This is a genomic window from Streptomyces sp. A 4/2, from assembly GCF_940670765.1.
In the GTDB taxonomy this organism is placed as follows: Bacteria; Actinomycetota; Actinomycetes; order Streptomycetales; family Streptomycetaceae; genus Streptomyces.
This window is the reverse complement of the sequence record NZ_CALNVW010000024.1, coordinates 16321-40361: the sequence shown is the minus strand read 5'-3', so window position 1 is coordinate 40361 and position 24041 is coordinate 16321. Positions and strand designations below refer to the sequence as shown.

The window sequence follows — 24041 nt, the reverse complement described above, 5'->3', positions numbered from 1 at the left end:
AGCATGGGCATGTTGACTCGATCACATGGGTGAGTCGACTCAACCGACCGAACGGGGCCAGCGACCACCATGAGCGATTCCGGCGGCGTGCGGACGCGGGTGCGACGGCTCTGGCGGGAGGTCGCCAAGTTCGGCCTGGTGGGGGCTCTGGGCCTGCTGGTCAACATGGCGGCGTTCAATCTCCTGCGCCACACGACCTCCCTGCAGGTGGTCCGGGCCAGCCTGGTGGCCACCGCGCTCGCGATCGTCTTCAACTACATAGGCTTCCGGTACTTCACCTACCGGGACCGCGAGAAGAGCGGGCGGGCCAGGGAGATGACCCTGTTCCTGCTGTTCAGCGTGGTCGGCGCGGTCATCGAGAACGGGATCCTGTACGCGGCGACGTACGGCGCCGACTGGAACTCCCCACTGCAGAGCAACTTCTTCAAATTCTTCGGCATCGCCGTCGCGACGCTCTTCCGCTTCTGGTCCTACCGCACCTGGGTGTTCCGGGCACTGCCCGTGCGGGACGGCGCTCCGGTCGCGGAGCCTCTCGCCCGCTGAGCCGCCTCACCTGATCGTCGGCTCGGGGTTCTCCGCGGGCGGCGGCGGGTTCTTGGAGACCCGGCTGAGGAAGAGCGCGAAGACCGGCGGGTGCTGCTGGAGCATTTCCAGCCGTCCGCCGTCCGCCTCCGCAAGGTCACGCGCCACGGCCAGCCCGATGCCGGTGGAATTGCGTCCGCTGATGGTCCGCTCGAAGATCCGCGCCCCGAGGTCGGGCGGTACGCCGGGCCCCTCGTCCGTCACCTCGACAACCGTCTGGGTGCCGGTGACCCGGGTGCGGACCGCCACGGTCCCGCCGCCGTGCATCAGCGAGTTCTCGATCAGTGCGGCCATCACCTGGGCCACCGCGCCCGGGGTGCCGATGGCCTGCAACCCGCGCTTGCCCGACTGCACGATCGCCCGCCCGGCGCTGCGGTACGCCGGACGCCACTCCTGGAGCTGCTGCTTCACCACGTCGTCGAGATCGAAGGTGACGGCAGAACCGGTGCGCGGGTCACGGGAGTTGGTCAGCAGCCGCTCCACCACGTCCGTCAGCCGCTCGACCTGGGTCAGTGCGATGGTCGCCTCCTCCTTCACCGTGTCCAGGTCGTCGGTGAGGGTGATCTCCTCCAGGCGCATGGAGAGCGCGGTCAGTGGCGTACGGAGCTGGTGCGAGGCGTCGGCGGCCAGCCGCCGTTCCGCGGTGAGCATCCTGGTGATCCGCTCGGCCGACGAGTCCAGCACGTCCGCGACCCGGTCCAGCTCGGGCACCGCGTACCGCTTGTGCCGGGGGCGCGGGTCGCCGGAGCCGAGGCGCTCGGCGGTCTCGGCGAGATCGGTGAGCGGGGAGGCCAGCTTGTTGGCCTGGCGTACGGCGAGGAGTACCGCCGAGACGATCGCGAGCAGCGCCACCGCGCCGATGATGAGCAGGGTGCGGCCGACCTCGCGGGTGACGGTGGAGGCCGGTTCCTCGACGGTGACGTGCTCGCCGTGGCCGCCGGTGGCCTTCCCGCGGATGACGCCGCCCTGCGGCTCGGTGCCGAGCCGGATGGTCTGCTTGCCGGGGATGGTGATCACGGCGTAGCGGTCGACGGCGACCTGGTCCCGCAGGATCGCCTGGGTGACCCGTTCGTCGCCGACCAGCCGGCTCTCGACGATGCTCGCCAGCCGCAGCGCCTCCGAGTCCACGCTCTCCTGGGCACTGCTGTTGATGGTGCGCGTCTCGACGATGACGAGCGAGACACCGAAGACGGCGATCACGACGAGCACGACGGCGAGCGTGGAGTTGATGAGTCGGCGGCGCATGCCGTCAGTCTCGCAGCCGGAGCTCCCCGGAAGGGATCAGCTCTTCTCGAAGCGGAAGCCGACGCCGCGCACGGTGGCGATGTAGCGCGGGTTCGCCGCGTCGTCGCCGAGCTTCTTGCGCAGCCAGGAGATGTGCATGTCGAGCGTCTTGGTGGACGACCACCAGGTGGTGTCCCAGACCTCACGCATCAGCTGGTCCCGGGTGACGACCCGGCCCGCGTCCCGGACCAGGACCCGCAGCAGGTCGAACTCCTTGGCCGTGAGCTGGAGTTCCTCGTCCCCCATCCAGGCGCGGTGCGACTCGACATCGATGCGCACCCCGTGGGTGGCGGGCTGGGGGGTGGTCTCGGTGGCGCCGCGCCGCAGCAGGGCCCGTACGCGGGCCAGCAGTTCGGCGAGGCGGAAGGGTTTGGTGACGTAGTCGTCGGCACCGGCGTCCAGGCCGACCACCGTGTCGACCTCGTCGGCGCGGGCGGTGAGCACCAGGATCGGCACGGTGTGGCCCTCGGCGCGCAGCCGCCTGGCCACCTCCAGGCCGTCCATTCCGGGCAGACCCAGGTCCAGCACGACCAGGTCGACACCTCCCTGGAGGCCGGCGTCGAGCGCGGTGGGTCCGTCCTCCCGCACCTCGACCTCGTAGCCCTCCCGACGCAGTGCGCGGGCCAGTGGCTCCGAGATGGATGCGTCGTCCTCGGCGAGCAGTACACGGGTCATGAGGGTGATGGTAGTCCGCGACAGGTACTGCTCGTGAGGCGATCGACAAGCCCTTCGGATACAGAATTAATGTCGAGCATTTCCTTTGAATTGGCTGGCTGGTTTCCGTATCCACCTGTGATCCATCTCTCAAGTCCTTCCATATGCCCCAGCTTGCTCTTTATGGTTGCGATACGTCTGTAACAGTATTCGGGGCTCTTTGACCCGCTATAGAGCGGCAAAGGCCCCTTTTCTGTACCCGGTCGACTCTGTCGGCCGGGTACAAAGTGACTGACCTAGCGGCCGGGCTCCGCGTGCGACACAGCACGCGGGGCGTGGATCCCGGTGTGGTCTTCCCCTTCGGCACGGATCCATTCCGGCCGGCCCCCGGACGTGGGCGCGGGAACGAGCCATACCGGTGCCGGCCTCCCCCCACCGGGCGCACCACCGACTGCGGCGCGTCCCGAAAAGCAAGGAACGACCATGGCGTCAAGCCTGACGAAGGACCCGACCGGCGCCCCCGGTGCGGAGAAGACCTTCTTCGGCCACCCCCGCGGCCTGGCAACACTCTTCATGACCGAGATGTGGGAGCGTTTCAGCTTCTACGGCATGAGGGCCCTGCTCCCCCTGTACCTCGTCTCCAACAGCGGTCCGCACCTGAGCGTGGCCACCGCCACGGCGATCTACTCGATCTACCTGGCGATGGTCTACCTGCTCGCGATGCCCGGCGGCTGGTTCGGCGACCGGGTCTGGGGCCCCCGTAAAACGGTCACGATCGCGGCCTCGGTGATCATGGTCGGGCATCTGACGCTCGCCCTGCCCAGCACCGGCGCGTTCTTCGCGGGCCTCGCCCTCGTCGCGTTCGGCTCGGGACTGCTGAAGGCCAACATCTCCACGATGGTCGGCCATCTCTACAAGGGTCCGGACGACCCCCGCCGGGACGGTGGCTTCACCGTCTTCTACATGGGCATCAACCTCGGCGCCTTCTTCGCGCCGCTGGTCATCGGCACCGTGGGCGAGAACGTCAACTGGCACTTCGGCTTCGCCCTGGCGGCCGTCGGCATGGCGCTGGGACTCGTCCAGTTCCTCGTCGGCACCCGCCACCTGAGCGCGCGCAGCAGCGTCGTCCCGAAGCCGCTGTCGGTCCAGGAGCGCAACGCCACCCTGACCAAGGGCCTGATCTGCCTGATCGTCGCCGCGGTGTTCTACGGCATCGTCGTCTTCGGCGGTCTCTTCACGGAGAAGTGGGCGCTCTACCCGATCACCGTGCTCGGCCTGCTCATCCCGATCGGTGTCCTGGTGCGCATCAAGCGCGACAAGGACCTGTCCGGCCTGGAGCAGAAGAAGATGTCCGGGTACATCTGGTTCTTCGTGGCCGCTGCCGTCTTCTGGATGATCTACGACCAGGGCGGCTCCACGCTGTCGCTCTTCGGCGACTCCTCCACCACGAACACCCTGTTCGGCTTCCACTTCCCGACGTCCTGGTACCAGTCGGTGAACCCGGTCTTCATCATGGCGCTGGCCCCGGTCGTCGCCTGGATCTGGCTGGCGCTCAACCGGAGGGGCAAGGAGCCGAGCACCGTCGTCAAGTTCGCGTCGGGTCTGTTCCTGATCGGGGTGTCGTTCTTCGTCTTCATGCTGCCGCTGATGTCGACCACCGACGGGTCGAGGGTCAGCCCGATGTGGCTGGTGGCGATCTACTTCATCCAGACCGTCGGTGAGCTCTGCCTCTCCCCGGTCGGGCTCTCCGTCACCACGAAGATGGCCCCGGCGAAGTACGCCAGCCAGATGATGGGCGTGTGGTTCCTCGCCGTCACGGCGGGCGACTGCTTCACCAGCCTGATGTCCCTGGCCGGCGTCAACCTCGACAAGTCGGGCATGGTCGGCCTCGAAGCCGCGATGGCGGTGGTCGCGGCCTTCGCGGTCTGGATGTACCGCGGCAAGGTGAAGGAACTCATGGGCGACGTCCGCTGACGCCGTCCTGAACACGGGCGAGGGCCCGGCCGCACCGGTTGATCCGGTGCGGCCGGGCCCTCGCCTGTAGCGGGGTACGTGGCGTGCCCGGGTCAGCGGGTGCCGCGGAGCCTCCGCCACGGGGTGAAGGTGAACACCGCGCCGCCCAGCAGGATCGCGGTCCCGGCCACCAGGCCGAGCGCCCGCAGGCTGCCGTTGTCGCTCGCGCCGGTCTCGGCGAGTCCACCGCTGCTGCTGGTGCTCCCGCCGGTGCCGCCCGCGGTGGTGCCGCCGGTCGACGTACCGCCGGAGGCTCCGCCCGGCTGGGCCGAGGTGTCGAGCTCCAGCGAGACGCCGACGTTCGCCGGCGGGGTGCAGGTGGTGGTCGTACCGAGCGCCTTGACCGTGAGCACGCCGGGGCTGAGCGTCGACTTGCCGTTGGCGCCCGGCTTGTACGTACCGGTCAGGTCAGGGATCGCGATCGGTGCGCCCTGCTTGAAGCCCTCCTTGTTGGCCGGGCCCACGACATGGACGGTGCCCTTGTCGGAGCCGCCCAGTTTGACCTCCATCGAGGGAACGACCGCGCCCGCGGGGATGTCGACCGGGCTGTCCATCACGGACTTGGCGAAGTTCACCGTGAGGCCGTAGGAGCCGCCGTCCTTCTTGGCGCTGATCTTCACCGGGGAGGTGGCCTTCTTGTCACCGATGGGGGTCTTGCAGGTGTAGGCGACATCGACCTGCTTGCCGGGGAAGTCGGTCGCGCCCCCGCCGGTACCGCCGGTCGTCGTGCCACCCGTGGACGTCCCGCCGGTGGTCGTGCCCCCTGTGGTGGTACCGCCGGTGGTCGTCCCGCCCGTGTCCGTACCACCGGTGGTCGTACCGCCGGTGGTGGTGCCACCCGTGGTCGTACCGCCCGTGGTGGTACCGCCCGTCGTCGTCCCCCCGCCGCCGTCCGTCACCTTGATGGTGACCGACTTCGGGACGGTCTCCTTCGGCGTGCACTTGGTGTCCGTGGAGATCGGCTTGCTGACGTTGATGTTGTACTGGTCCGCGGTCAGCGTGACATCACCGGCCGTGGTCAGCTTCAGCTTGCCGGTCATGTCGGACAAGAGCATCGGGCTGCCCTTGGCGATCGGCGGATTGGTCCGGGGCCCCTGCATGGACAGGTCGGCGGTCTGCGCCCCGGCCACCTTGACCGTGCCCGTGGGCTGGACCGTGTCGGCGGCCAGGTCGAGGATGTTCGGATTGTTGGAGGCGGCGGAGACCGTCTTCCACACCACGTCGACCTCGTCGCCCACTTTTGCCGTCGCGGGCGCCGTGATCTCCACTTTGGTCGTGCCCTCGATGGGCGGCAGGCCGGAGATCGCCGGGGGTATGCACTCGGTCTTGTACGAGATGTCTGCGGCCTGGGCGGGGCCCGCGGCCAGCACGATTCCCGCGCCGCCGAGCATCAGCGCGAATCCCGCCGCGCTCATCCTCCGTTGTCTGGTCACGAATGTCCCTTCGTCGGATGGTTCTCAGACGGTGCGGTGTCCGGGGTGAACCACGGAAGAACCGTGGCGGTCTGGGGTTCCGGCCCGTCGGCGGGTGCCTTCGGCGCCTGCTCGGGCCTGCGGAACGCGGGTATTTTCACGGTGAGTTCGGGCAGCAGCCCGGTCCGGTGGCGCCCGGCGCCAGGGCCGCGCCCGGTCCGCGGCCGGACCTTGTCGACCACCGCCATGCCGATGCGGAACACCGCGGCCGGCACGACCACGCACAGCAGCAGCCAGAAGAACGTGACGCCCCAGGGACGCCCCACCCCCCACGGCTGCTCGATCAGCACCTTGCCGCTGTACCTGACCGCGATCTGGTAGTCGCCGTGTGCTCCTGCCGACAGTTCGGTGTCCAGCTTGATCTGCGCCTTCTTGCCGGGCGCGATCGTGCCGTGCCACTGCCGGTCCTCCCACTGGGGCGCGAACACCCCGTGCGAGGTGCCGAGCGAGAAGAGGGGGTCCTTGACCGGTGTCGAACCGAGATTGCCCACCGTGAAGACGATCTGCCGGCTGGGCGGTGCACCGAACCAGGTGAGGATCCCGCTCGACCCTTCGAGCCGGGCGGCGGACAGCACCGCGAGCCGCCCGCCCGCCGGGGCCTCGGGGAGGGGCGCCACCGGATGGCCCGCCACCTTGAACACCACGTCGGCGGCGGCCGGTTCACCGGTCACCGTCGCGATGTGCACCACGCAGGGGCAGGGCTTGGGCGGCTCGGCGACCGGCAGCTTCTTGTCGAAGGTGCCCTTGGCGTCGGTGGTCACCGCGCGGCCGTCGGCGTTGGCGCAGGCGTTGGTACCGCCGATCACGCCGCGGCCGGGCGCGGACTGACCGCAGATCAGCATCATCAGCAGGGCGTGCGGGCGCCAGCCCGTGCCCTTGACGGTGATGTCGCCGCCCTTGCCCGCCTGTTGCTGGGAGAGGGTGGCGCCCGGACCACCGTCCGCGACGGCGCCGGTGGCCGGGAGGAGGACCAGGGCGGGGAGCAGCGTCAGGGCCGCCCCCCAGACTCCCAGGTTCCGCAGGGTCCGCAGGGGCTGGGGAGCCCTCGGGGACCGGACGGGTTTGATCTTCACGTTGCCGCTCCCGCCGTAGCCGGTTCGCTGTTCTTCACGTGCGTTTCGTCATTTCCGTCAGCTCCGTCGGCTCCAACGACTCCGTCGCCGCTGTCCGACCCGGCGGCAGGCGCCCGTTCCGGTTCCGCAGGCCGTCTCCGGCGTACGAACCACGCCCCGGCGCCCAGTGCGACGACGGCCGCGAGACCGGCCACCCACGCCCAGGGGACGAACACCGCCGAGGCCGTTCCGGTGCCGTGGGCGCCGCCTCCCGCCGTCAGCGTCACCCGGACCCGTACCGAGTCCAGCGCCGGTGGGTGCGGCCACTTCTCCGTGAGCCGCACACGCTGGCCGGGCAGCACTTCCATCGGCAGCGCGTGCGGGGCCCGGTGCAGTACACGGCCGAACAGGCCGTCGGCGCGGACTTCGAGCTTCGGGGTGAGGGCGGTGTTGCCGCGGTTCACCACGGTGTAGCGGATGAGCCCGCGGCCCTTGTCGACGCCGACGTCCTCGACGGTCAGCGCCGACAGCGTGGGCCCGCTGACCCGCAGTTGCACCCGTACCCCGGCCTGGCGCCCGCCCGCCGACGCCACGATCGCGGCCGGGTGATCGCCCGGTGCGGCCGTGGCGGGGACGGTGACGCTGAACGGGACGTCGGCCCGGGTGCGCGCCGGGAGTTTCACCGTACGGACGGCCGGGGTGATCCACGAGTCGTCCGTACCGCGGATCGCGAAGGCACCGGACGCCGTGTTGTACGCCTCGGCCCCGCGCAGCCGTACCGACACCGGTTTCGTGCCCGGGTTGGTCAGCGTCAGGGTGTCCTCCAGTACCGTTCCCGCCGCGCCCTCCAGGTAGAAGTACGGGCGGCCGTCCTCGCCGGGCCTGCTCCCGCCGCCGGACGCGGGAGCCGCCGTCCAGGCGCGATCGCCCGCGGCGGGACCCGCCGCGTGGGCGGGTACGAGTGCGGACAGGGCCGAGCACAGCAGCACGGCGGCTGTGAGCGCGGCGGAACGGACGATGCGCGTCGGCATGAAACGACTCCCGGGTACCGGCTTACGCGAGGACAGGCGAGGACACGCGGACACCGGACCTCAGGCCGGCCGGCCCCGCCGGGTCAGCCAGAGGACACCCGCGGCGCCGGTCAGCAGGACGGTCCCGCCGAGCGTGCCGAGCGCCATCGTGGAGTCCAGCGGTCCGGTCTTCGGCAGGTCGCCGCCCGACGCGCTCTGGGAGGTGCCACCGCTCGTACTGCTGCCGCCGGAACTGCTGCTCCCGCCGGTACCGCCGCTCGCGCCGCCGCCCGAGCCCGCGACCGTCAGTTCCAGGGAAGGCTTGGGACTGTTGGACGGGGTGCAGGTGGTCGTCGTCCCGAGCGCCTTGATGGTGAGCGTCGAGGCGGTGAAGGTGACCTTGCCGCTCTTCTTGGGCGTGTACGTGCCCGTCAGAGTGCTGATCTTGATGGGGGTGTTGGCGGGAATGGCCGCGTCGTTGGCCGGTCCCGCGACCGCGACCGTGCCGCTCTCCGCCCCACCCAGCTGGATGAGCGCGTTGGGCTTCATGGCACCCTTGCCCAGCTCCACCGGGCTGGAGGAGACGCCCTTCTGGAAGGACATGCTGAGGGTGTAGCCGCTGCCGCTCTTGACGCCCTTGATGTCGATGGGCGAGACGGCTCCTTTGTTCCCGATCGGCGTCTTGCACTGGTAGTTGACGTCCACGACGTCGGCGTGGGCCGCCGGTGCGGTCATCAGCACCACCGAGCCCGCGACCGCCGCCGCCAGCGCAAACGCTGTCCGCTTCTGGTACGACACCTCGTGTCCCCTTATGCCGGATGCCGCCGCTAAGTTACTGACGACACATCAGATTGGGCGCTCAAGGTACGCCCGGGGCCTTGCCGAGGGAAGACAAAGAGCGCACCGGATCGGTGCGCTCTGGGGGATGCGGGACAACAGGGGCGGACACCGGGAGCTCAGGCGCTCCCGTGCGCCGGTCGTACGGACTGCCGTGCGGGCCGTTCCGCCCTCAGGCGGGCGCGGCCAGCTCCGCCCAGACCATCTTGCCGGGCCTGCCCGGCGTACGGACGACTCCCCAGTCCAGACAGAGCCGCTCGACGATGAACATGCCGTGCCCGCCGGGGCGGCCCGCCCGGTGCGGGCTGCGCGGCGCGGGCTGGCCCGCGCCGCGGTCGCTGACCTCCAGGCGGAGCACCTTCGGCCCGTACGAGACGCGCAGCTCCTCGGGGCCCTCGGCATGCAGACACGCGTTGGTGACCAGCTCGGACACGACCAGCAGGACGTCCTCCGCCGCGGCACGCCGGTCGGCGCTCGCCGCGGGCAGCCAGGCCCAGTCGTACAGCGCCTGCCGCGTGAAATCGCGCGCCAGCGGAACGATGCCGCTGGCGCTCTGCAAGGAGAGCGTGCGGATGCGGCCGTCGGCGGACACGGTCGAGGCTGGTCCGGCGCTGTCGCGCTCGGGGCCGAGGTCCCCCGGCGGCTGCTGCCGGGTGGTGCTCATCAGCGCTTCACCTCACCGATTCACCAGTTCAAAAAGTCAGCGTTACAGGGATTGCGCAGGGACTCCTGCCCTGCCGAATGGTGACAACACTCATTTTCTTTCGACAGAGTGTGCGGATCAGTCGCGCAGTGCGTCTTCCAGGCAATCGTGCACGGTGAAGACCGCCTCGGCGCCTGTGATCTCGAACACTCTGGCCACCACCGGCTGCATCCCCGCCAGATGAACCCCGCCCCCGGCGGCCTCCGCCTTGAGGCGGGCCCCCAGCAGCACGTTCAGGCCGGTGGAGTCGCAGAATTCCAGCTCCGAGCAGTCGATGACCAGCCGGGACCGACCCCGCTCCAGAGCCCTGTCCAGCGGCTCGCTCAGCAATTCGGCGGTGTGGTGATCCAGCTCACCCGCCGGGGTCACGACTTCGCTCCGGCCTTCGGACCGGACTCCGACCTGAAGCCGGCCCCGGTTCGCGCTGCCGACCGTCCCGCGGTCCATGTCCGTCCCTCTTCACCGTGTTGGAGATGTCGTTGACGTGCGAGAAAGACTACGCCCTCCGCGCGCCGTCCGGTACCCGAACAACGCCAACGAACTATCACAATACGGACATTCGATACTTGCGCTGGTCCCTCACTAGCCGATAGGGGTAGGAGCGACAGCATTCGAACACGGCCGGCTTTGGAGGCGCCGCTACACCGCTGACACGCAGGCATCGGCAGCCATATGCCGAGAACCATGGAGGACGCCATGTCACCCCGGCTCGACGAATCCCACAGTGATCCGTCGAAATTTCAGACTACCCAGCCCAACCGGATCGAGTCCGGAATCGAGGATCTTCCCGAGATTCCGCCGTACGACGAGGTGGGCCCGCTGGATGCCAGGGCCCTGTCGAAGACGCTCTTCGCGCGTCTCGAATCCCTCGAAGAGGGAACACACGATTACGCGTACGTACGCAACACACTCGTCGAACTGAACCTGGCTCTGGTCAAGTTCGCCGCCTCCCGCTTCCGCTCCCGCAGCGAACCGATGGAGGACATCATCCAGGTCGGCACCATCGGCCTGATCAAGGCGATCGACCGGTTCGAGCTCAGCAGGGGCGTCGAGTTCCCGACCTTCGCCATGCCGACCATCATCGGCGAGATCAAGCGCTTCTTCCGCGACACCTCCTGGTCGGTCCGGGTACCGCGCCGCCTCCAGGAGCTCCGTCTCGACCTCGCCAAGGCGGGCGACGAACTCGCACAGAAGCTGGACCGCGCCCCGACCGTGGCGGAACTCGCCGCGCGCCTCGACCTCACCAGGGAAGAGGTCGTCGAAGGGATGGCGGCGAGCAACGCGTACACCGCCAGTTCTCTCGACGCCCAGCCCGAGGAGGACGAGTCCGAGGGCGCGCTGGCGGACCGGATCGGGTACGAGGACCACGACCTCGAAGGCGTCGAGTACATCGAGTCGCTCAAGCCCCTCATCGCCGGACTGCCCTCGCGCGACCGGCAGATCCTCTCGCTGCGGTTCGTCGCCAACATGACGCAGTCGGAGATCGGCGAGGAACTGGGGATCTCACAGATGCATGTGTCGCGGCTGCTGTCGCGCACGCTGGTGAAGCTGCGCAAGGGGCTGACCCTGGAGCAGTGACGCACCGCCGCGAGGAGCCCGGGGCTCCTCGGTGGAAGAGCCGGTCCCGCTCGTCGGGACCGGCTCTTCCACGTAGGGAGACTGCTCCTCCGTGTAGGAGACGGCTCGTCCGCGTCGGGACCGGCTCCTCTGTGTCGGGGAAGGCCGGTTACTGGCCGATCCTGCCGTCGATCCGCTCGCGCAGCAGATCGGCGTGGCCGTTGTGCCGCGCGTACTCCTCCACCATGTGGACGAGCAACTCCCGCAGCGAGATGGGGCCGTTGCCGGTGTCCCCGATGACGTCGAGGCCGGGCGCCCGGGCCACGAACCGATCGGCGAACGCCGTCTCGTCCCGCCAGGTGTCCCAGGCGTCGGCGACCACCGCCGGATCGGCCACCGCGCCGTCGAAGTCCCCGTCGGGGTCCGCGTCGGTGCGGTAGTACGGCGGCGCGTCGAGCCCGGCCATCCGCACCCGGAACCACCGCCGCTCCACGTCGGCCATGTGCCGCACCAGCCCGAGCAGCGACATCGTGGAGGGCTCCACAGCACGCCGGGCCAGGGCTTCGGCGTCGAGCCCGGAGCACTTCAACTCCAGCGTCAGCCGCTGGCAGCGCAGGAATTCGACGAGTGTGGCCAGCTCACCGCCCAGGGTGGGCCCGTCCTCCCGGGGGTCGTCGGCGGTGTCGATGAACATGTCGGCACGTCTGAGGGGTCCAGTCATGCCCGCCATGCTCGGCCCTGGGCACCGGGCCCGCCAGAGCTTTTCCGGACCCCCCGGGTGCCGGTCGGTCTCAGACCACCCGGACCCCGCGCTGCCACACGCCCGAGACCAGCGGGACGCCGGGCCGGTAGGCGAGGTGGACGTGGGACGGGGCGTCGAGCAGCGTCAGGTCCGCCCGCGCCCCCGGGTCGAGACGGCCGATGTCCGTACGGCGCAGGGCCTGTGCGCCGCCCGCGGTGGCCGACCAGAGCGCCTCGTCCGGGGTCATGCCCATGTCCCGTACGGCCAGGGCGATGCAGAACGGCACGGAGGAGGTGAACGACGAGCCCGGGTTGCAGTCGGTGGAGAGCGCCACCGTCACGCCCGCGTCGATGAGGCGGCGGGCGTCGGGCCACTCGGCGCGGGTGGAGAACTCCGCGCCGGGCAGCAACGTGGCGACGGTGTTGCCGTCGGCAAGGGCCGTCACGTCGTCGTCGGTGAGATGCGTGCAGTGGTCGGCCGACGCCGCGTCCAGCTCCACGGCCAGCCGCACACCGGGACCGTAGCTGAGCTGGTTGGCGTGGATGCGCGGAAGGAGGCCCTTGGCGCGGCCCGCGGTGAGGATCGTGCGGGCCTGGTCGGCGTCGAAGGCTCCCTGCTCGCAGAAGACGTCGATCCAACGGGCGTGCGGGGCACAGGCTTCGAGCATGTCACCGGTGACCAGGTCCACGTAACCGGCGGGGTCGTCGGCGTGGTCCGGCGGGACGATGTGGGCGCCCAGGTAGGTGACTTCGTCGGTGTGCTCGGCCGCGATGCGCAGGGCGCGGGCCTCGTCGGCGACGGTCAGGCCGTAGCCGGACTTGGTCTCCAGCGTGGTGGTGCCCTGGCGCAGCGCCTCGCCCAGGTACGTCCGTACGTTCGCCGAGAGCTGCTCGTCGGTGGCCGCGCGGGTGGCCGCGACCGTCGTGCGGATGCCGCCCGCCGAGTAACTGCGGCCCGACATGCGCGCGTTGAACTCGGCCGTGCGGTCGCCGGCGAACACCAGGTGCGAGTGGGAGTCCACGAACCCGGGGAGGACCGCCCGGCCGCCCGCGTCGACCGCATTGTCAGTGGCGGGTGCTTTGCTGGATTCACCGACCCAGGCGATGCGGTCACCGTCGATGACGAGCGCCGCGTCCTGGATCAGACCGAGCGGGGATCCGTCACCGAGGGAGGGGTTGTTGGTGACCAGGCTGCTGATGTGGGTGATGGCCGTGGTGCTCGGCATCGCGGTGTGCTCCTACGGAAACGGGAACAGGAACGGAGACGGGGGCGGAAGCGGGAACGGCGCCGGGGCCGGAATCAGGGGTGCAGGGCCCCGATGGCGTCGGCCAGCGACTGCGGGACGTCGGGTACCAGGGCGTGGACCCCGTCGCGTACGACATGACGGCCGCCCACGACCGTATGGCGTACGTCCGCCGCGGAGGCGGCGAATACGGCGGTCTCCGCTCCCAGGCGTGGCACCGGTCCCGCTGTCCTGACGGTGTCGAGGGCGATCGTCGTGAGGTCGGCGAGGGCGCCCGGCTCGATGATGCCCGCCTCGGACCAGCCGAGGGCCTGGTGGCCGCCCGCGGTGGCGGTGCGCAGCAGGGCGGCGGCCGTCCAGTGGCCGCGGGTGCGGGACCGCAGCCGCTCGTCGAGCTCCAGGGCGCGTGCCTCTTCGAGGATGTCGATCACGGCATGGCTGTCGCTGCCGAGGGAGAGCGGGCTGCCCGCGCGCTGGAGCTGGACCGCCGGGCCGATGCCGTCGGCGAGATCCCGTTCGGTCGTGGGGCACATACAGGTACCGGTCGCCGTCGAGCCGAGGAGGGCGATGTCCTCGCTGGTGAGGTGGGTGTTGTGGATGCCGGTGGTGCGCGGGCCCAGTACACCGTGGTCGGCGAGCAGCCGGGTGGGTGTGCAGCCGTGGGCCGCCAGGCAGGCTTCGTTCTCCGCGGTCTGCTCGGAGAGGTGCACATGGAGCGGGGCGGTGCGCGCCTCGGCCCACTGGGCCACGGTGGCGAGCTGGTCGGCGGGCACCGCGCGCACGGAGTGCACGGCCGCGCCGATCCGGGCGTGGTCCCGGTCCTTGAGCAGGGAGGCGCGCTCGGCCCACTGCTGGGCGGTGCCGTCGGAGAAGCGCCGCTGGTGCTTCTCGGGCGCCGCGCTGCGGTGCTTGTCGAGCATGCCGGAGGCGAGATAGGCGGTGTCGAGCAGGGTGATGCGGATGCCCGCGTCGGCCGCGGCGGCGATCAGGGCCTCGCCCATCGCGTTCGGGTCGTCGTAGGGCTTGCCGCCCGGCGCGTGGTGCACGTAGTGGAACTCACCGACGACGGTGATCCCGGCCAGCGCCATCTCGGCGTACACGGCGCGGGCCAGCGCGTGGTACGAGTCGGGGGTGAGCCGGGAGGCCACCCCGTACATCACGTCGCGCCAGGTCCAGAAGGTGCCGGAGCCGACCTGGGCCGTGGAGCGCAGGGCGCGGTGGAAGGCGTGGCTGTGGGCGTTCGCCAGGCCCGGGACGGTCAGGCCGCGCAGGGCGGTCGCGCCGGGCGGCGGCTGCGGCACGTCTCTGCTGACGGCCGTGATCCTGCCGCCTTCGGTCTCCACGGCGACGCCCGGCTCGACATGGGTGTCGAGCCAGGCATGCTCCAGCCAGTACGTCACCTGCACGCCAGGCCCTCCAGAACATCGGCGAGTGCGGTCACCCCGGCCAGGCAGTCGTCCTCGCCGGCGGTCTCCGCCGGGGAGTGCGAGATGCCCGTGGGGTTGCGTACGAACAGCATGGCGGTCGGGACGGACGCGGAGAGGATTCCGGCGTCGTGTCCCGCGCCCGTTCCCAGTACGGGGATGTCCGAGCCGTCGCCGCCGAGGATCTTGCCGAGCTCGTCCCGCAGGGCGTGCTCGAACTCGACCACGGGGGTGAAGGACTCCCGGGTGACGCGGACGTCCACGCCGTCGCGCTCGCCGCGTTCCTTCGCGGCCTGCTCGATACCGGCGATGACGGTGTCGAGGGTGGCCTGGTCGGCGGCGCGCGAGTCGAGCCAGCCGCGCACCAGGGAGGGGATGGCGTTGACCCCGTTCGGCTCGACGGCGATCTTGCCGAACGTGGCGACCGCACCCGCGAGTTCGGCCTCGCGGCGGGCGGCGAGGACCGTCTCGGCGTACGTCAGCATCGGGTCCCGGCGGTCCACCAGGCGGGTGGTGCCCGCGTGGTTGGCCTCGCCGTGGAAGTCGTACCGCCAGCGGCCGTGCGGCCAGATGGCGGAGGCGATGCCGACCGGGTCGCCGCTGAGGTCGAGGGCCCTGCCCTGCTCCACGTGGAGCTCGACGAACGCGCCGATCCTGGCCAGCCGCTCGGGGTCGGGGCCGATGGCGGCCGGGTCGTACCCGGCCCGTTCCATGGCCTCGGGCAGGGAGATCCCGTCGCCGTCGCGCAGGTGGCGGGCCTTGTCGGCGGTGAGCTGTCCGGCGCTGAGCCGGGAGCCGACGCAGGCGAGCCCGAACCGGGCGCCTTCCTCGTCGCCGAAGTTGCTGATGGCCAGCGGCCTGCTGAACTCCGCTCCCCTGCGACGGAGTTCGTCGAGTGCCGCGAAGGAGGAGACGACGCCGAGCGGGCCGTCGAAGGCGCCCCCGTCCGGTACGGAGTCCAGGTGCGAGCCGGTGACGACGGCGTCGGAGCCCTGCGGGTCACCGAGCCAGGCCCACTGGTTGCCGTTGCGGTCCAGTTCGTACGTGAGACCGCGGGACTCGGCCTGGTCCTTGAACCAGGCGCGGCAGTCGGCGTCGGCCGGGGTCCAGGCGTACCGCCGGTACCCGCCGGAGGCGGAGCTGCGGCCGACGGGCAGCAGCTCCGCCCACATCTCGTGGAACGAGGAGGTCACCGGGGATCGCCCTCGCCGCTCGCGCCACCGTTGGTGCCGGTGGTGCTGCCGGCGCCCGCGGTGGCACCGGTCGCGTCGTCGCCCTCGCGCATCGGGACGCGGACCCCGCGCTCGTCCGCCACCCGCTCGGCGATGTCGTACCCGGCGTCGACGTGCCGGATGACGCCCATCCCCGGGTCGTTGGTGAGCACCCGGCGGATCTTCTCGCCCGCGAGCTGCGTGCCGTCGGCCACCGACACCTGACCGGCGTGGATGGAGCGGCCCATGCCGACCCCGCCGCCGTGGTGGATGGACACCCAGGAGGCGCCGGACGCGACGTTGACCATGGCGTTGAGCAGCGGCCAGTCGGCGATGGCGTCGGAGCCGTCGAGCATGGCCTCGGTCTCGCGGTACGGGGAGGCGACCGAGCCGCAGTCCAGGTGGTCGCGGCCGATGACGAGCGGGGCGGCGAGGGTGCCGTCGGCGACCATGTCGTTGAAGAGCGCCCCGGCCTTGTCGCGCTCGCCCTGGCCGAGCCAGCAGATCCGCGCGGGCAGGCCCTGGAAGTGGACGCGCTCACCGGCCATCTTGATCCACCGGTGCAGCGACTCGTTCTCGGGGAAGAGGTCGAGGAGCGCCTTGTCGGTCTTGTGGATGTCCGAGGCCTCGCCGGACAGCGCCGCCCAACGGAACGGTCCCTTGCCCTCGCAGAAGAGCGGACGGATGTAGGCGGGGACGAAGCCGGGGAAGTCGAACGCCCGGCTGTATCCGGCGAGTTGGGCCTCGCCGCGGATGGAGTTGCCGTAGTCGAAGACCTCGGCGCCCGCGTCCATGAAGCCGACCATGGCCTCGACGTGCCGGGCCATCGACTCACGGGCGCGCACCGTGAAGTCGGCGGGCTTCTCGGCGGCGTACGCGGCCATGTCGTCGAAGTCGATGCCGAGGGGGAGGTAGGCGAGCGGGTCGTGGGCGGAGGTCTGGTCCGTCACGATGTCGATCGGGGCGCCCTCGGCGAGCATCCGCGGCAGCAGCTCGGCCGCGTTGCCGAGGAGGCCGATGGAGAGCGGCTTACGGGCGTCGCGGGCCTCGACGGCGAGCTGGAGGGCGTGCTCCAGGCTGTCGGCGCGTACGTCCAGGTAGCGGTGCTCGATCCGGCGCTCGATGGCGCGGGGGTCGACGTCGATACAGATCGCGACGCCGTCGTTCATCGTCACGGCGAGCGGCTGGGCGCCGCCCATGCCGCCGAGACCGGCGGTGAGCGTGATCGTCCCGGCGAGAGTGCCGTCGAACCGCTTGGCGGCGACCGCGGCGAAGGTCTCGTACGTGCCCTGGAGGATGCCCTGGGTCCCGATGTAGATCCAGGAACCGGCCGTCATCTGGCCGTACATGGTGAGCCCGAGCGACTCAAGGCGCCGGAACTCCTCCCAGTTGGCCCAGTCGCCGACCAGGTTGGAGTTGGCGATCAGGACCCGCGGCGCCCACTCGTGCGTCTGCATCACACCGACCGGACGGCCCGACTGGACGAGCATGGTCTCGTCCTGCTTGAGGGTGCGCAGCGTACGCACCATCGCGTCGAAGGAGCGCCAGTCGCGGGCGGCCTTGCCGGTGCCGCCGTAGACGACGAGCTTGTCGGGGTGCTCGGCGACCTCGGGGTCGAGGTTGTTCTGCAGCATCCGGAGGGCGGCTTCCTGCTGCCATCCCAGGGCACTCAGCTCCGTACCGCGCGGGGCCCGTACCGGCCGGGGTCCTGACATGGTTCTGCCTCCTCGGTGTCGCGACCTCGATGTCGCAGTGTGATCCCGCACCGTGGCCTCACGCTGCGATCTCCCACTGTTGCATGAACTATTCACATCTTGATGAGCTGAATAGAGTTAGTCAATACCGCTGGGCCTCCCGCCGGCCCCCGGCCGGTGATTGGCTGGATCGCATGGCTTCCCACACGAGCTCCGGACCGGCCTTCGAAACAGGCACCGTCGTACGGCGTGAGCAGGCGGTCGAGGCCGCGGTCGCGGCCGGCCTGGTCGGCCCCGACAACCCCGTCGTCGCGCTGCTGGACGTCTCCGGCATCCGTGGCGGCGCCGCCGCCCTGCGTACCGCCTTCGACGAGGTCACCCCGCCGGGGACACCCGTCCTGCACGCCTTCGCGGTGAAGGCGTGCCCGCTCGTGCCGGTCCTGCGGCTGCTCGGAGCGGAGGGCATCGGCGCGGAGGTCGCCAGTCCGGGCGAGCTGGCGCTGGCCCGCGCGGCCGGGGTACGCCCCGCCCGCACCGTCCTCGACTCCCCCGCCAAGACCCCCGCCGAGCTGCGCGAGGCCCTGGCCCTGGGGATCGCGGTCAACGCCGACAACCCGCAGGAACTGGCCCGCATCGACGCGCTCGTCCGGTCGGCCCCGACCACGTCCCCGCTGGGCGTGCGCGTCAACCCGCAGATCGGCGCGGGCTCCATCGGCGCGCTGTCGACGGCCACCGCGACGTCGAAGTTCGGGGTGGCGCTGCGCGACGCGGGCGCCCGCGCGTGGGTCGTACGCGCCTACCTGGACCGCCCGTGGCTGACCCGGCTGCACACCCACACGGGCTCGCAGGGCGTACCGCTGGCCCTGATGGCGGAGGGGGTACGGACCGTCCACGAACTGGCCGAGGAGATCAACGCCGCGGCCGGCCGGCAGCAGATCGACACCATCGACATCGGCGGCGGCCTCCCGGTCAACTTCTCGTCCGACGAGGAGACCCCCACGTACGCCGACTACGCCCGCCTCCTCAAGAGGACCGCGCCCGGACTGCTGGACGGCCGCTACGGCCTGGTCACCGAGTTCGGCCGCTCGCTGCTCGCCCGGCACGGCACGATCCTGGCCCACGTCGAGTACACGAAGTCCGCCGGCGGGCGGCCCATCGCGGTGACCCACGCGGGGGTCCAGGTGGCGACCCGCACGGTGTACGCGCCGGCGTCCTGGCCGCTGCGGATCGCCGCGTTCGACGCGCAGGGGCGCCCCAGGACCGGGCCCGCGGTCGCGCAGGACGTGGCGGGACCGGCCTGCTTCGCGGGTGATCTGCTGGCGGAGAACCGGGAGTTGCCGCTGCTGGAGCCGGGGGACTACGCGGCGGTGCTGGACACGGGGGCGTACTACTTCGCGCACCACTACGCGTACAACAGCCTGGCCAGGCCGGGGATCCACGGGTTCACCGCGGGGGCTGACGGGGTGCGGTTCGCCGTGGTGCGGGACGCGCAGAGCGTGGCGGAGATCGTGGCGGAGTCGGGCGGCGAGCACGCGGACGCGCTGCTCTGAGGCGGGCTGTCGACGACTGCAACTCACGTGTGTCCAAAGGGACTTGCCCTGCCTTCCGCTCCCGTCCCGGCCGTTGCCGCCCGCCGGGTCGCGGACTCTAGACCCGCTGGGCATGTTCCGCTGGAAAATGCCAGAAGTCCCACCGGCCGGAGGACCGTCCCCGTAACTTCACGGTTACTGCCGCACGGCCGCCCCCCGCGGTCACGACGGCCACCGTGCGCACCACGCCGGGAGGGGAGTTCCGCGTGCCCGGAATCGACGAGTGTCTGCTGGAAGCGATGCGACTGCCCGGTGCCCTCGGTGCGGGCGTGGTCGACTGGACCAGCGGGCTGACGCTCGGCACCATCGGCCAGTCACCCAACGACGACCACGAGGCGACCGCCGCCGAGACGGCGGAGCTGGCCAGGATGGCCGCCGAGCACCCCGCCTTCCGCGCGACGGCCTTCGGTGCGACAGCCTTCGGTGCGACAGCGCCCGCGGGCAGCGGAGAGAGCGGCGACGAGAGCGGCGACGAGAGCGGCGACGGGAACGACGGCGGCCTCTCCGTGGAGGACGTCATCGTCACCACCCGCACCGGCTACCACCTCCTCCACTTCGTCGAGACGACCTTCGACAGCAGCGTCTTCCTCCATCTCTGGCTGAACCGCGACGAGGGCAATCTGGCGCTCGCCCGATTACGGTTGCGGGACCTCGCCGAACGACTGGTGCTGTGATGGGCCCGGCGCCGCAGAGCAGCGTCTCCCCGATGCTCGTCCGCCTCGCGGGCGAACGCGCCACCGGCGCCCTGCTGCGTGACCGCGGCACCCTCTACCTGGTCGACGGCCAGGTGGTGCACGCCGAGAGCCCGGCCGCCCCCGGTATCGACATCCTGCTGACCACCACCGGACGGCTCCGCCCCGAGGGGTGGCAGCAGGCCGTCGACCGGGCCGGGGCCAAGGGATCGGTCGGCCGGTTCCTCGTCGAGAGCGGGCAGGTGGCCGGGGGCGAGCTGGAGATCTGCCACCTGGGCGCGCTGCACGACGCGGCGTACTTCGCCCTGGCGCCGGGCAGCGGCCCCACCCGGTTCCGTTACGGGGTGGCCCACTGGATCGGCCCGGTGCACCCCGTACCCGCCGACGCGGTGGAGCGGGAGGCGGCGCGCCGCCGTGAACTGCTCGACCGGCTGTGGCCGTACCCCGACCTCGACAGCGCCCCCGTGGTGCGGGCCCCGCACCGCAGCCGCGCGGCCGACGTCCCCGGCACGCCCGTCACCCCGCGCCAGCGCGCGGTACTCGCGCTGGCCGACGGCGTACGGACCCCGCCGGACATCGCGCGGACGCTGGGGCGCCCGGCCTTCCACGTCCTCATCGACGTCCGCAGGCTGGCAGCCGCCGGCGCCGTCGAGACCCCGCGGACACCCGCGCCGCCCGCCTCCGCCGTCCCCGCCTGGGTCGGCGAGGTGGCTCGGGACCCGGATGTCGCCCTGCTCCAACGGCTGCGAGACGCATTGGAGGCCACGCTGTGATCCGCTCCCTGCGGCAGCGCGCCGAGAGGAGACAGCTGATGTCCGCCGAGTCCGAAGTCCTCGAAGAGCTACGCCGGTTGAGAGCCCGGGTGCCGCTGATCGGCGGGGCGCTCGCAGCCACCGTCGACGGACTGGTGCTGGCGCAGGACGCCGCGGCGGAGGCCGAGTCCGTCGCGGCACTGACCGCCGCCGCCCTCGGTGTCGCCCAGCGGCTGACCGAGACGACGGGCCAGGGCGGCTTCCGCGAGCTGCTGGTCCGTGGCGAGAACGGCTATGTCGCGACCTACGCGGCAGGCCCGTCCGCCGTCCTCACCCTGCTCGCCCGGCCGCGCGTCAACGTGGGCCGCCTGCACCTCGAAGCCCGCCGGGCCGGCACCCGGATCGGCGAGCTGGTCGACGGCGCCCTCGACCGGCTGGAGAGCCCATGACCAACTCCCCCTCACGGGCGGGCCGTTCCGGCGCCGCCCGTGCCAGGACCGCACCGGACCACGCACGGAACCACACCAGGAAATCCACCCACGAGAAAGGAAGTGCACCCCTCATGGCGAACACCGAGAACGCACTCAAGGACGCGATGACCTCGATCGAGGGCGCGCTCGGCGCGGCGCTCGTCGACTTCACCAGCGGCATGGCCCTCGGCACGCTCGGTGGTGGCAAGGACCTCGATCTGGCGGTGGCCGCCGCCGGGAACACGGATGTGGTGCGCGCCAAGGTGCGGACCATGGAGCACCTCGGCATGAAGGACGAGATCGAGGACATCCTGATCACGCTGGGCGAGCAGTACCACCTGATCCGGCTGCTCAAGGGACGCGACAACACGGGCCTGTTCCTCTATCTCGCGCTGGACAAGTCCCGGGCCAATCTCGCGATGGCCCGCCACCAGCTGAGGAAGATCGAGGCCGAGCTGGAGGTGTGAGCCCGGTCAGCGGCGCCGCGCCCCGCCGGGTGCGGCGTCGCCCGCCAGTACGCCCGTGGAGCGGTAGCCCTTGACCTGCTTCCCGGCCGGGCCCCGGGCGATCCAGTCCGTACGGACCCAGAGGAGCAGGTCGTCCGCGTACGCCGCGAGAACGGGCCCCTGCGCACGCCGTGGACGCGGAAGGGCGCCGCGCACACCACGAGAACGGGCGCTACTCCACGAACAGCCCCCGCGCCGCCGCCCGCGCGTCGAACTCCTCCAGCCGCGACTGCGCCTGCGGCAGCTCGTCGCACATCGCCTCCAGCAGCACCCGGCCGAGCAGCATCGGCCCGCAGGCCGTGTCGAAGGCCAGACCGGTGCCGACCGCCGCCGGGATCAGGATGTCGCTGTGCTTGGCGACCGGCGCGAAGGCCGAGTCGGCGACCGTCACCACGGTCAGCCCCGCCGACTGCGCGTACGCCAGTGCCTCGACCACCTCGCGCGGGTGGCGCGGCAGCGCGAAACAGAGCAGCACCGTGGCGCCCGCCCGTACCGACGCGTCGATGCGGTCGGCCAGCATCGTGCCGCCCTCGTCGAGCAGCCGGACGTCCCGGTGGACCTTCGCCGCGAAGTACGCGAACCCCCTGGCCTGCGAGGACGCGGCACGCAGGCCGAGCACCGGCAGGGTCGGCGACCCGGCGAGCAGCCGTCCCGCCCGTTCCACGAGTGACGGGTCGGCGAGCAGTTCGGACAGCTGCCGCAGATTCTCCAACTCGCCCTGGACGGCCTGCTGGTACTCGTTGAGGCTGTCCCCGCCGACCGCCCGCCCGTTCGGTGCGACCTCCCGCAGGTGCTTGCGCAGCGCCGGGTAGCCGTCGAAGCCGAGCGCGACGGCGAAGCGGGTGACGGAGGGCTGGCTGACACCGGCCAGCTCGGCCAGCTCGACCGACGAGAGGAACGGCGCGTCGGCGGCCCGGCGCACCATGCAGTGCGCGATCCGCCGTTGGGTCGGCGTCAGCCGGTGCCCTTCGAAGAGCTGTTGCAGCCGTGCGGCCGGGCTGTCGCTCATGCCGTCCCCCTCAAGATCCATGTCCGTGTCAGAGTTCATTGAACCGGTCGAGCAGCGCGGCTGCCGCCTCCACATCGCCGGTCAGCGGCCGGTCCGCCGGGTCCGGATCGAGTACCGCGTCCGCCAGCTCGAAGGCGCGGCCGACCGGCAGGCCGGGGTCGATCCGCAGCTCGCGCTGGCGCAACGCCCTTACGGCGGCGACCAGTTCGCAGCCGACGACGTACCGGTACGCCCGCCCGGCCCGCAGCGCCTGCCGGGCCGCCAGTGAGGCGAAGCTGGCCTGTTCCTCGACGCCGCGGGAGAGAACAGCATGCCCGAGCGAGGCCGGCGCGGAGAAGGCCCGCAGGTCACCGAGGGCCGCCCCGGCCGCGTACTCCAGGATCATCACGCCCGACGAGGCGGCCTCGCCGTCGGCCAGGAAGGGCCTCAGCCGGGTGAGCGCGGGTTCGTTCAGCGCGGAGAGCCGGGAGGTCGAGAGCCGGGCCGTCTGGGTGAGGGCCAGCCTGAAGTGGTCGAGGGCCAGGACCAGTTGGGCCATGTAGAAGCCGCCGTGGTGGTAGGCGGCCATGTCGGCGGGGCGGATCAGCGGGTTCTCGGCCGCCGCGTTGATCTCGATGGCGATGGTCCGCTCCAGCAGGTCGGCCGCGTCGTGTGCGGGGCCGTGGATCTGCGGTACGCAGCGGAAACCGTACGGGTCCTGGATGCGGCCCAGCGGCGGGGTGGGCCGCTCGGGGGCGCCCAGCAGGTAGCGGCTGCGGGCGGCGACCGCGTACGAGCCGGGGTGCGGGCGGGCCGCGTGCACCGGTTCCGCGTACGCCTCGAACGAGCCGTCCACGGCGAGCAGCGACAGCGCGGCCACCACCTGGGTCGCGGACACCAGCCGGCGCAGCTCGTCGAGGGCGAGCGCGGACTGGCCGAGGGTGAGGGCGTTGCTGCTGATCAGTGCGAGGGCGTCGTTGTTGTCGAGGGGCTGCGCGGCGGGCGGCGCACCGCCCTCCCAGGGGTGCTCGCCGGCCAGGGCGAGTCCCAGCTGGGCGAGGGCGGCGATGTCTCCCGTACCGACCGAGCCGAACTCGTTGACGACGGGGTGGGCGCCGGACTCCAGGGCCTCGCAGAGCGCGGTGACGACGGTGGGCCGCAGTCCGGCCCCACCGGCGAGCAGCTGGTTGGCGCGGACCGCGAGCATGGCCCTGACCTCGTGCGCGGGGAGCGGGTCGCCGATGGCCCCGGCGTGCGAGCGCAGCAGCCGCAGTCCGTGGTCGGCGGCGGCGCCGGAGGGCACGGACTCGTTACGGTTGGCCCCGACACCGGTGGAGCGGCCGTACACGCGGCCCGACGCGGCGAGCTCACGGGCCGCGTCCCACGACCATTCGACACGCTTCATCGCTTCGGTTCCGGGTACGGGCCTGGCCGTACCACGCGCCAGTCGCACCACATCGGAAACCGGAAGGGACTCACCGTCGAGGACCACGATGCCGGTCGGGGTGTCCACCGTGCGGGACGACATCATGCGCGAACGCCTCCTTTTTCCGACATACGGTCTTG

Annotated in this window: 24 protein-coding genes; 8 read left to right on the top strand and 16 right to left on the bottom strand. The window is 71.3% G+C overall.

All coding sequences use genetic code 11. From position 1 onward, the window contains the following. The first annotated feature begins 69 nt into the window (after nucleotides 1-69). Nucleotides 70-543 (top strand): GtrA family protein, encoded by a 474-nt coding sequence (locus tag NBY69_RS18770; protein ID WP_250302163.1) that lies wholly within the window; start codon nucleotides 70-72, stop codon nucleotides 541-543. Nucleotides 544-549: 6 nt separating this feature from the next. Here the strand turns inward: NBY69_RS18770 and NBY69_RS18765 are convergent, their stop codons facing one another. Then, nucleotides 550-1827, bottom strand: coding sequence for an ATP-binding protein (locus NBY69_RS18765; RefSeq protein WP_250302162.1), 1278 nt, complete (start codon nucleotides 1825-1827; stop codon nucleotides 550-552). Nucleotides 1828-1863: 36 nt separating this feature from the next. Next, entirely contained in the window at nucleotides 1864-2541 is a 678-nt protein-coding gene (locus NBY69_RS18760) for a response regulator transcription factor (RefSeq protein ID WP_250302161.1), read from the bottom strand. A 462-nt stretch (nucleotides 2542-3003) separates the two neighbouring features. Here NBY69_RS18760 and NBY69_RS18755 point away from each other — a divergent pair, with 462 nt between their 5' ends. Then, nucleotides 3004-4494: a peptide MFS transporter gene (locus NBY69_RS18755; RefSeq protein ID WP_250302160.1), complete on the top strand. Its 1491-nt coding sequence runs from the start codon at nucleotides 3004-3006 to the stop codon at nucleotides 4492-4494. 92 nt (nucleotides 4495-4586) lie between these two features. Here the strand turns inward: NBY69_RS18755 and NBY69_RS18750 are convergent, their stop codons facing one another. From NBY69_RS18750 to NBY69_RS18725, 6 genes are all read right to left on the bottom strand, one after another. Then, nucleotides 4587-5948: a hypothetical protein gene (locus NBY69_RS18750; protein WP_250302159.1), complete on the bottom strand. Its 1362-nt coding sequence runs from the start codon at nucleotides 5946-5948 to the stop codon at nucleotides 4587-4589. A 14-nt stretch (nucleotides 5949-5962) separates the two neighbouring features. Further along, the gene (locus NBY69_RS18745; RefSeq protein WP_374211297.1) at nucleotides 5963-7036 is read right to left on the bottom strand and encodes a hypothetical protein; all 1074 of its coding nucleotides are present in this window, start codon (nucleotides 7034-7036) and stop codon (nucleotides 5963-5965) included. Nucleotides 7037-7074: 38 nt separating this feature from the next. Beyond that, nucleotides 7075-8088, bottom strand: coding sequence for a DUF916 domain-containing protein (locus NBY69_RS18740; RefSeq protein WP_250302158.1), 1014 nt, complete (start codon nucleotides 8086-8088; stop codon nucleotides 7075-7077). Between the two features lie 60 nt (nucleotides 8089-8148). Next, on the bottom strand, nucleotides 8149-8865 hold the full coding sequence (locus NBY69_RS18735; RefSeq protein ID WP_250302157.1) for a peptidase: 717 nt from the start codon (nucleotides 8863-8865) through the stop codon (nucleotides 8149-8151). A 211-nt stretch (nucleotides 8866-9076) separates the two neighbouring features. Next, complete coding sequence (locus tag NBY69_RS18730) at nucleotides 9077-9568, bottom strand: ATP-binding protein (protein WP_250302156.1); 492 nt, start codon at nucleotides 9566-9568, stop codon at nucleotides 9077-9079. Nucleotides 9569-9685: 117 nt separating this feature from the next. Continuing rightward, nucleotides 9686-10054, bottom strand: coding sequence for an STAS domain-containing protein (locus tag NBY69_RS18725; protein ID WP_250302155.1), 369 nt, complete (start codon nucleotides 10052-10054; stop codon nucleotides 9686-9688). Nucleotides 10055-10291: 237 nt separating this feature from the next. Between NBY69_RS18725 and NBY69_RS18720 the strand changes: the two genes are divergently transcribed. Further along, the gene (locus NBY69_RS18720; RefSeq protein ID WP_250302154.1) at nucleotides 10292-11185 is read left to right on the top strand and encodes an RNA polymerase sigma factor SigF; all 894 of its coding nucleotides are present in this window, start codon (nucleotides 10292-10294) and stop codon (nucleotides 11183-11185) included. 148 nt (nucleotides 11186-11333) lie between these two features. Here the strand turns inward: NBY69_RS18720 and NBY69_RS18715 are convergent, their stop codons facing one another. The 5 genes from NBY69_RS18715 to hutU all read right to left on the bottom strand — a co-directional run bounded on the left by NBY69_RS18715 (nucleotide 11334) and on the right by hutU (nucleotide 17499). Continuing rightward, nucleotides 11334-11885 carry a DinB family protein gene (locus tag NBY69_RS18715; RefSeq protein ID WP_250302153.1) on the bottom strand — a complete coding sequence of 184 codons (552 nt, stop codon included), beginning with the start codon at nucleotides 11883-11885 and terminating at the stop codon, nucleotides 11334-11336. Nucleotides 11886-11955: 70 nt separating this feature from the next. Beyond that, nucleotides 11956-13131 (bottom strand): imidazolonepropionase, encoded by a 1176-nt coding sequence (hutI, locus tag NBY69_RS18710; protein ID WP_250302152.1) that lies wholly within the window; start codon nucleotides 13129-13131, stop codon nucleotides 11956-11958. A 74-nt stretch (nucleotides 13132-13205) separates the two neighbouring features. Continuing rightward, nucleotides 13206-14555 carry a formimidoylglutamate deiminase gene (locus NBY69_RS18705; RefSeq protein ID WP_250302151.1) on the bottom strand — a complete coding sequence of 450 codons (1350 nt, stop codon included), beginning with the start codon at nucleotides 14553-14555 and terminating at the stop codon, nucleotides 13206-13208. Then, nucleotides 14546-15745, bottom strand: a complete 1200-nt coding sequence (locus NBY69_RS18700; RefSeq protein ID WP_250302213.1) for an allantoate amidohydrolase — start codon at nucleotides 15743-15745, stop codon at nucleotides 14546-14548. The genes NBY69_RS18705 and NBY69_RS18700 overlap by 10 nt, the downstream gene beginning before the upstream one ends. 17 nt (nucleotides 15746-15762) lie before the next feature. After that, nucleotides 15763-17499 carry a urocanate hydratase gene (gene hutU / locus NBY69_RS18695; protein WP_250302150.1) on the bottom strand — a complete coding sequence of 579 codons (1737 nt, stop codon included), beginning with the start codon at nucleotides 17497-17499 and terminating at the stop codon, nucleotides 15763-15765. A 173-nt stretch (nucleotides 17500-17672) separates the two neighbouring features. On the opposite strand from hutU, the gene NBY69_RS18690 reads away from it, so the two are divergent. The 5 genes from NBY69_RS18690 to NBY69_RS18670 all read left to right on the top strand — a co-directional run bounded on the left by NBY69_RS18690 (nucleotide 17673) and on the right by NBY69_RS18670 (nucleotide 21448). Beyond that, the gene (locus NBY69_RS18690) at nucleotides 17673-19028 is read left to right on the top strand and encodes a diaminopimelate decarboxylase (RefSeq protein WP_250302149.1); all 1356 of its coding nucleotides are present in this window, start codon (nucleotides 17673-17675) and stop codon (nucleotides 19026-19028) included. Between the two features lie 245 nt (nucleotides 19029-19273). Next, nucleotides 19274-19741 carry a hypothetical protein gene (locus NBY69_RS18685; RefSeq protein WP_250302148.1) on the top strand — a complete coding sequence of 156 codons (468 nt, stop codon included), beginning with the start codon at nucleotides 19274-19276 and terminating at the stop codon, nucleotides 19739-19741. 32 nt (nucleotides 19742-19773) lie between these two features. Continuing rightward, on the top strand, nucleotides 19774-20532 hold the full coding sequence (locus tag NBY69_RS18680; RefSeq protein ID WP_250302147.1) for a transcriptional regulator: 759 nt from the start codon (nucleotides 19774-19776) through the stop codon (nucleotides 20530-20532). 38 nt (nucleotides 20533-20570) lie between these two features. Then, nucleotides 20571-20960 (top strand): roadblock/LC7 domain-containing protein, encoded by a 390-nt coding sequence (locus tag NBY69_RS18675; protein WP_250302146.1) that lies wholly within the window; start codon nucleotides 20571-20573, stop codon nucleotides 20958-20960. A gap of 113 nt (nucleotides 20961-21073) precedes the next feature. Further along, nucleotides 21074-21448, top strand: coding sequence for a hypothetical protein (locus tag NBY69_RS18670; protein ID WP_250302145.1), 375 nt, complete (start codon nucleotides 21074-21076; stop codon nucleotides 21446-21448). A gap of 6 nt (nucleotides 21449-21454) precedes the next feature. Here the strand turns inward: NBY69_RS18670 and NBY69_RS18665 are convergent, their stop codons facing one another. The 3 genes from NBY69_RS18665 to NBY69_RS18655 are packed head-to-tail and all read right to left on the bottom strand — an operon-like array spanning nucleotide 21455 to nucleotide 24003. Next, nucleotides 21455-21643 carry a hypothetical protein gene (locus NBY69_RS18665; protein WP_250302216.1) on the bottom strand — a complete coding sequence of 63 codons (189 nt, stop codon included), beginning with the start codon at nucleotides 21641-21643 and terminating at the stop codon, nucleotides 21455-21457. 16 nt (nucleotides 21644-21659) lie between these two features. Next, nucleotides 21660-22496: a MurR/RpiR family transcriptional regulator gene (locus NBY69_RS18660; RefSeq protein ID WP_250302144.1), complete on the bottom strand. Its 837-nt coding sequence runs from the start codon at nucleotides 22494-22496 to the stop codon at nucleotides 21660-21662. 28 nt (nucleotides 22497-22524) lie between these two features. Next, on the bottom strand, nucleotides 22525-24003 hold the full coding sequence (locus NBY69_RS18655) for an aromatic amino acid ammonia-lyase (RefSeq protein ID WP_250302212.1): 1479 nt from the start codon (nucleotides 24001-24003) through the stop codon (nucleotides 22525-22527). Nucleotides 24004-24041 lie beyond the last annotated feature (38 nt).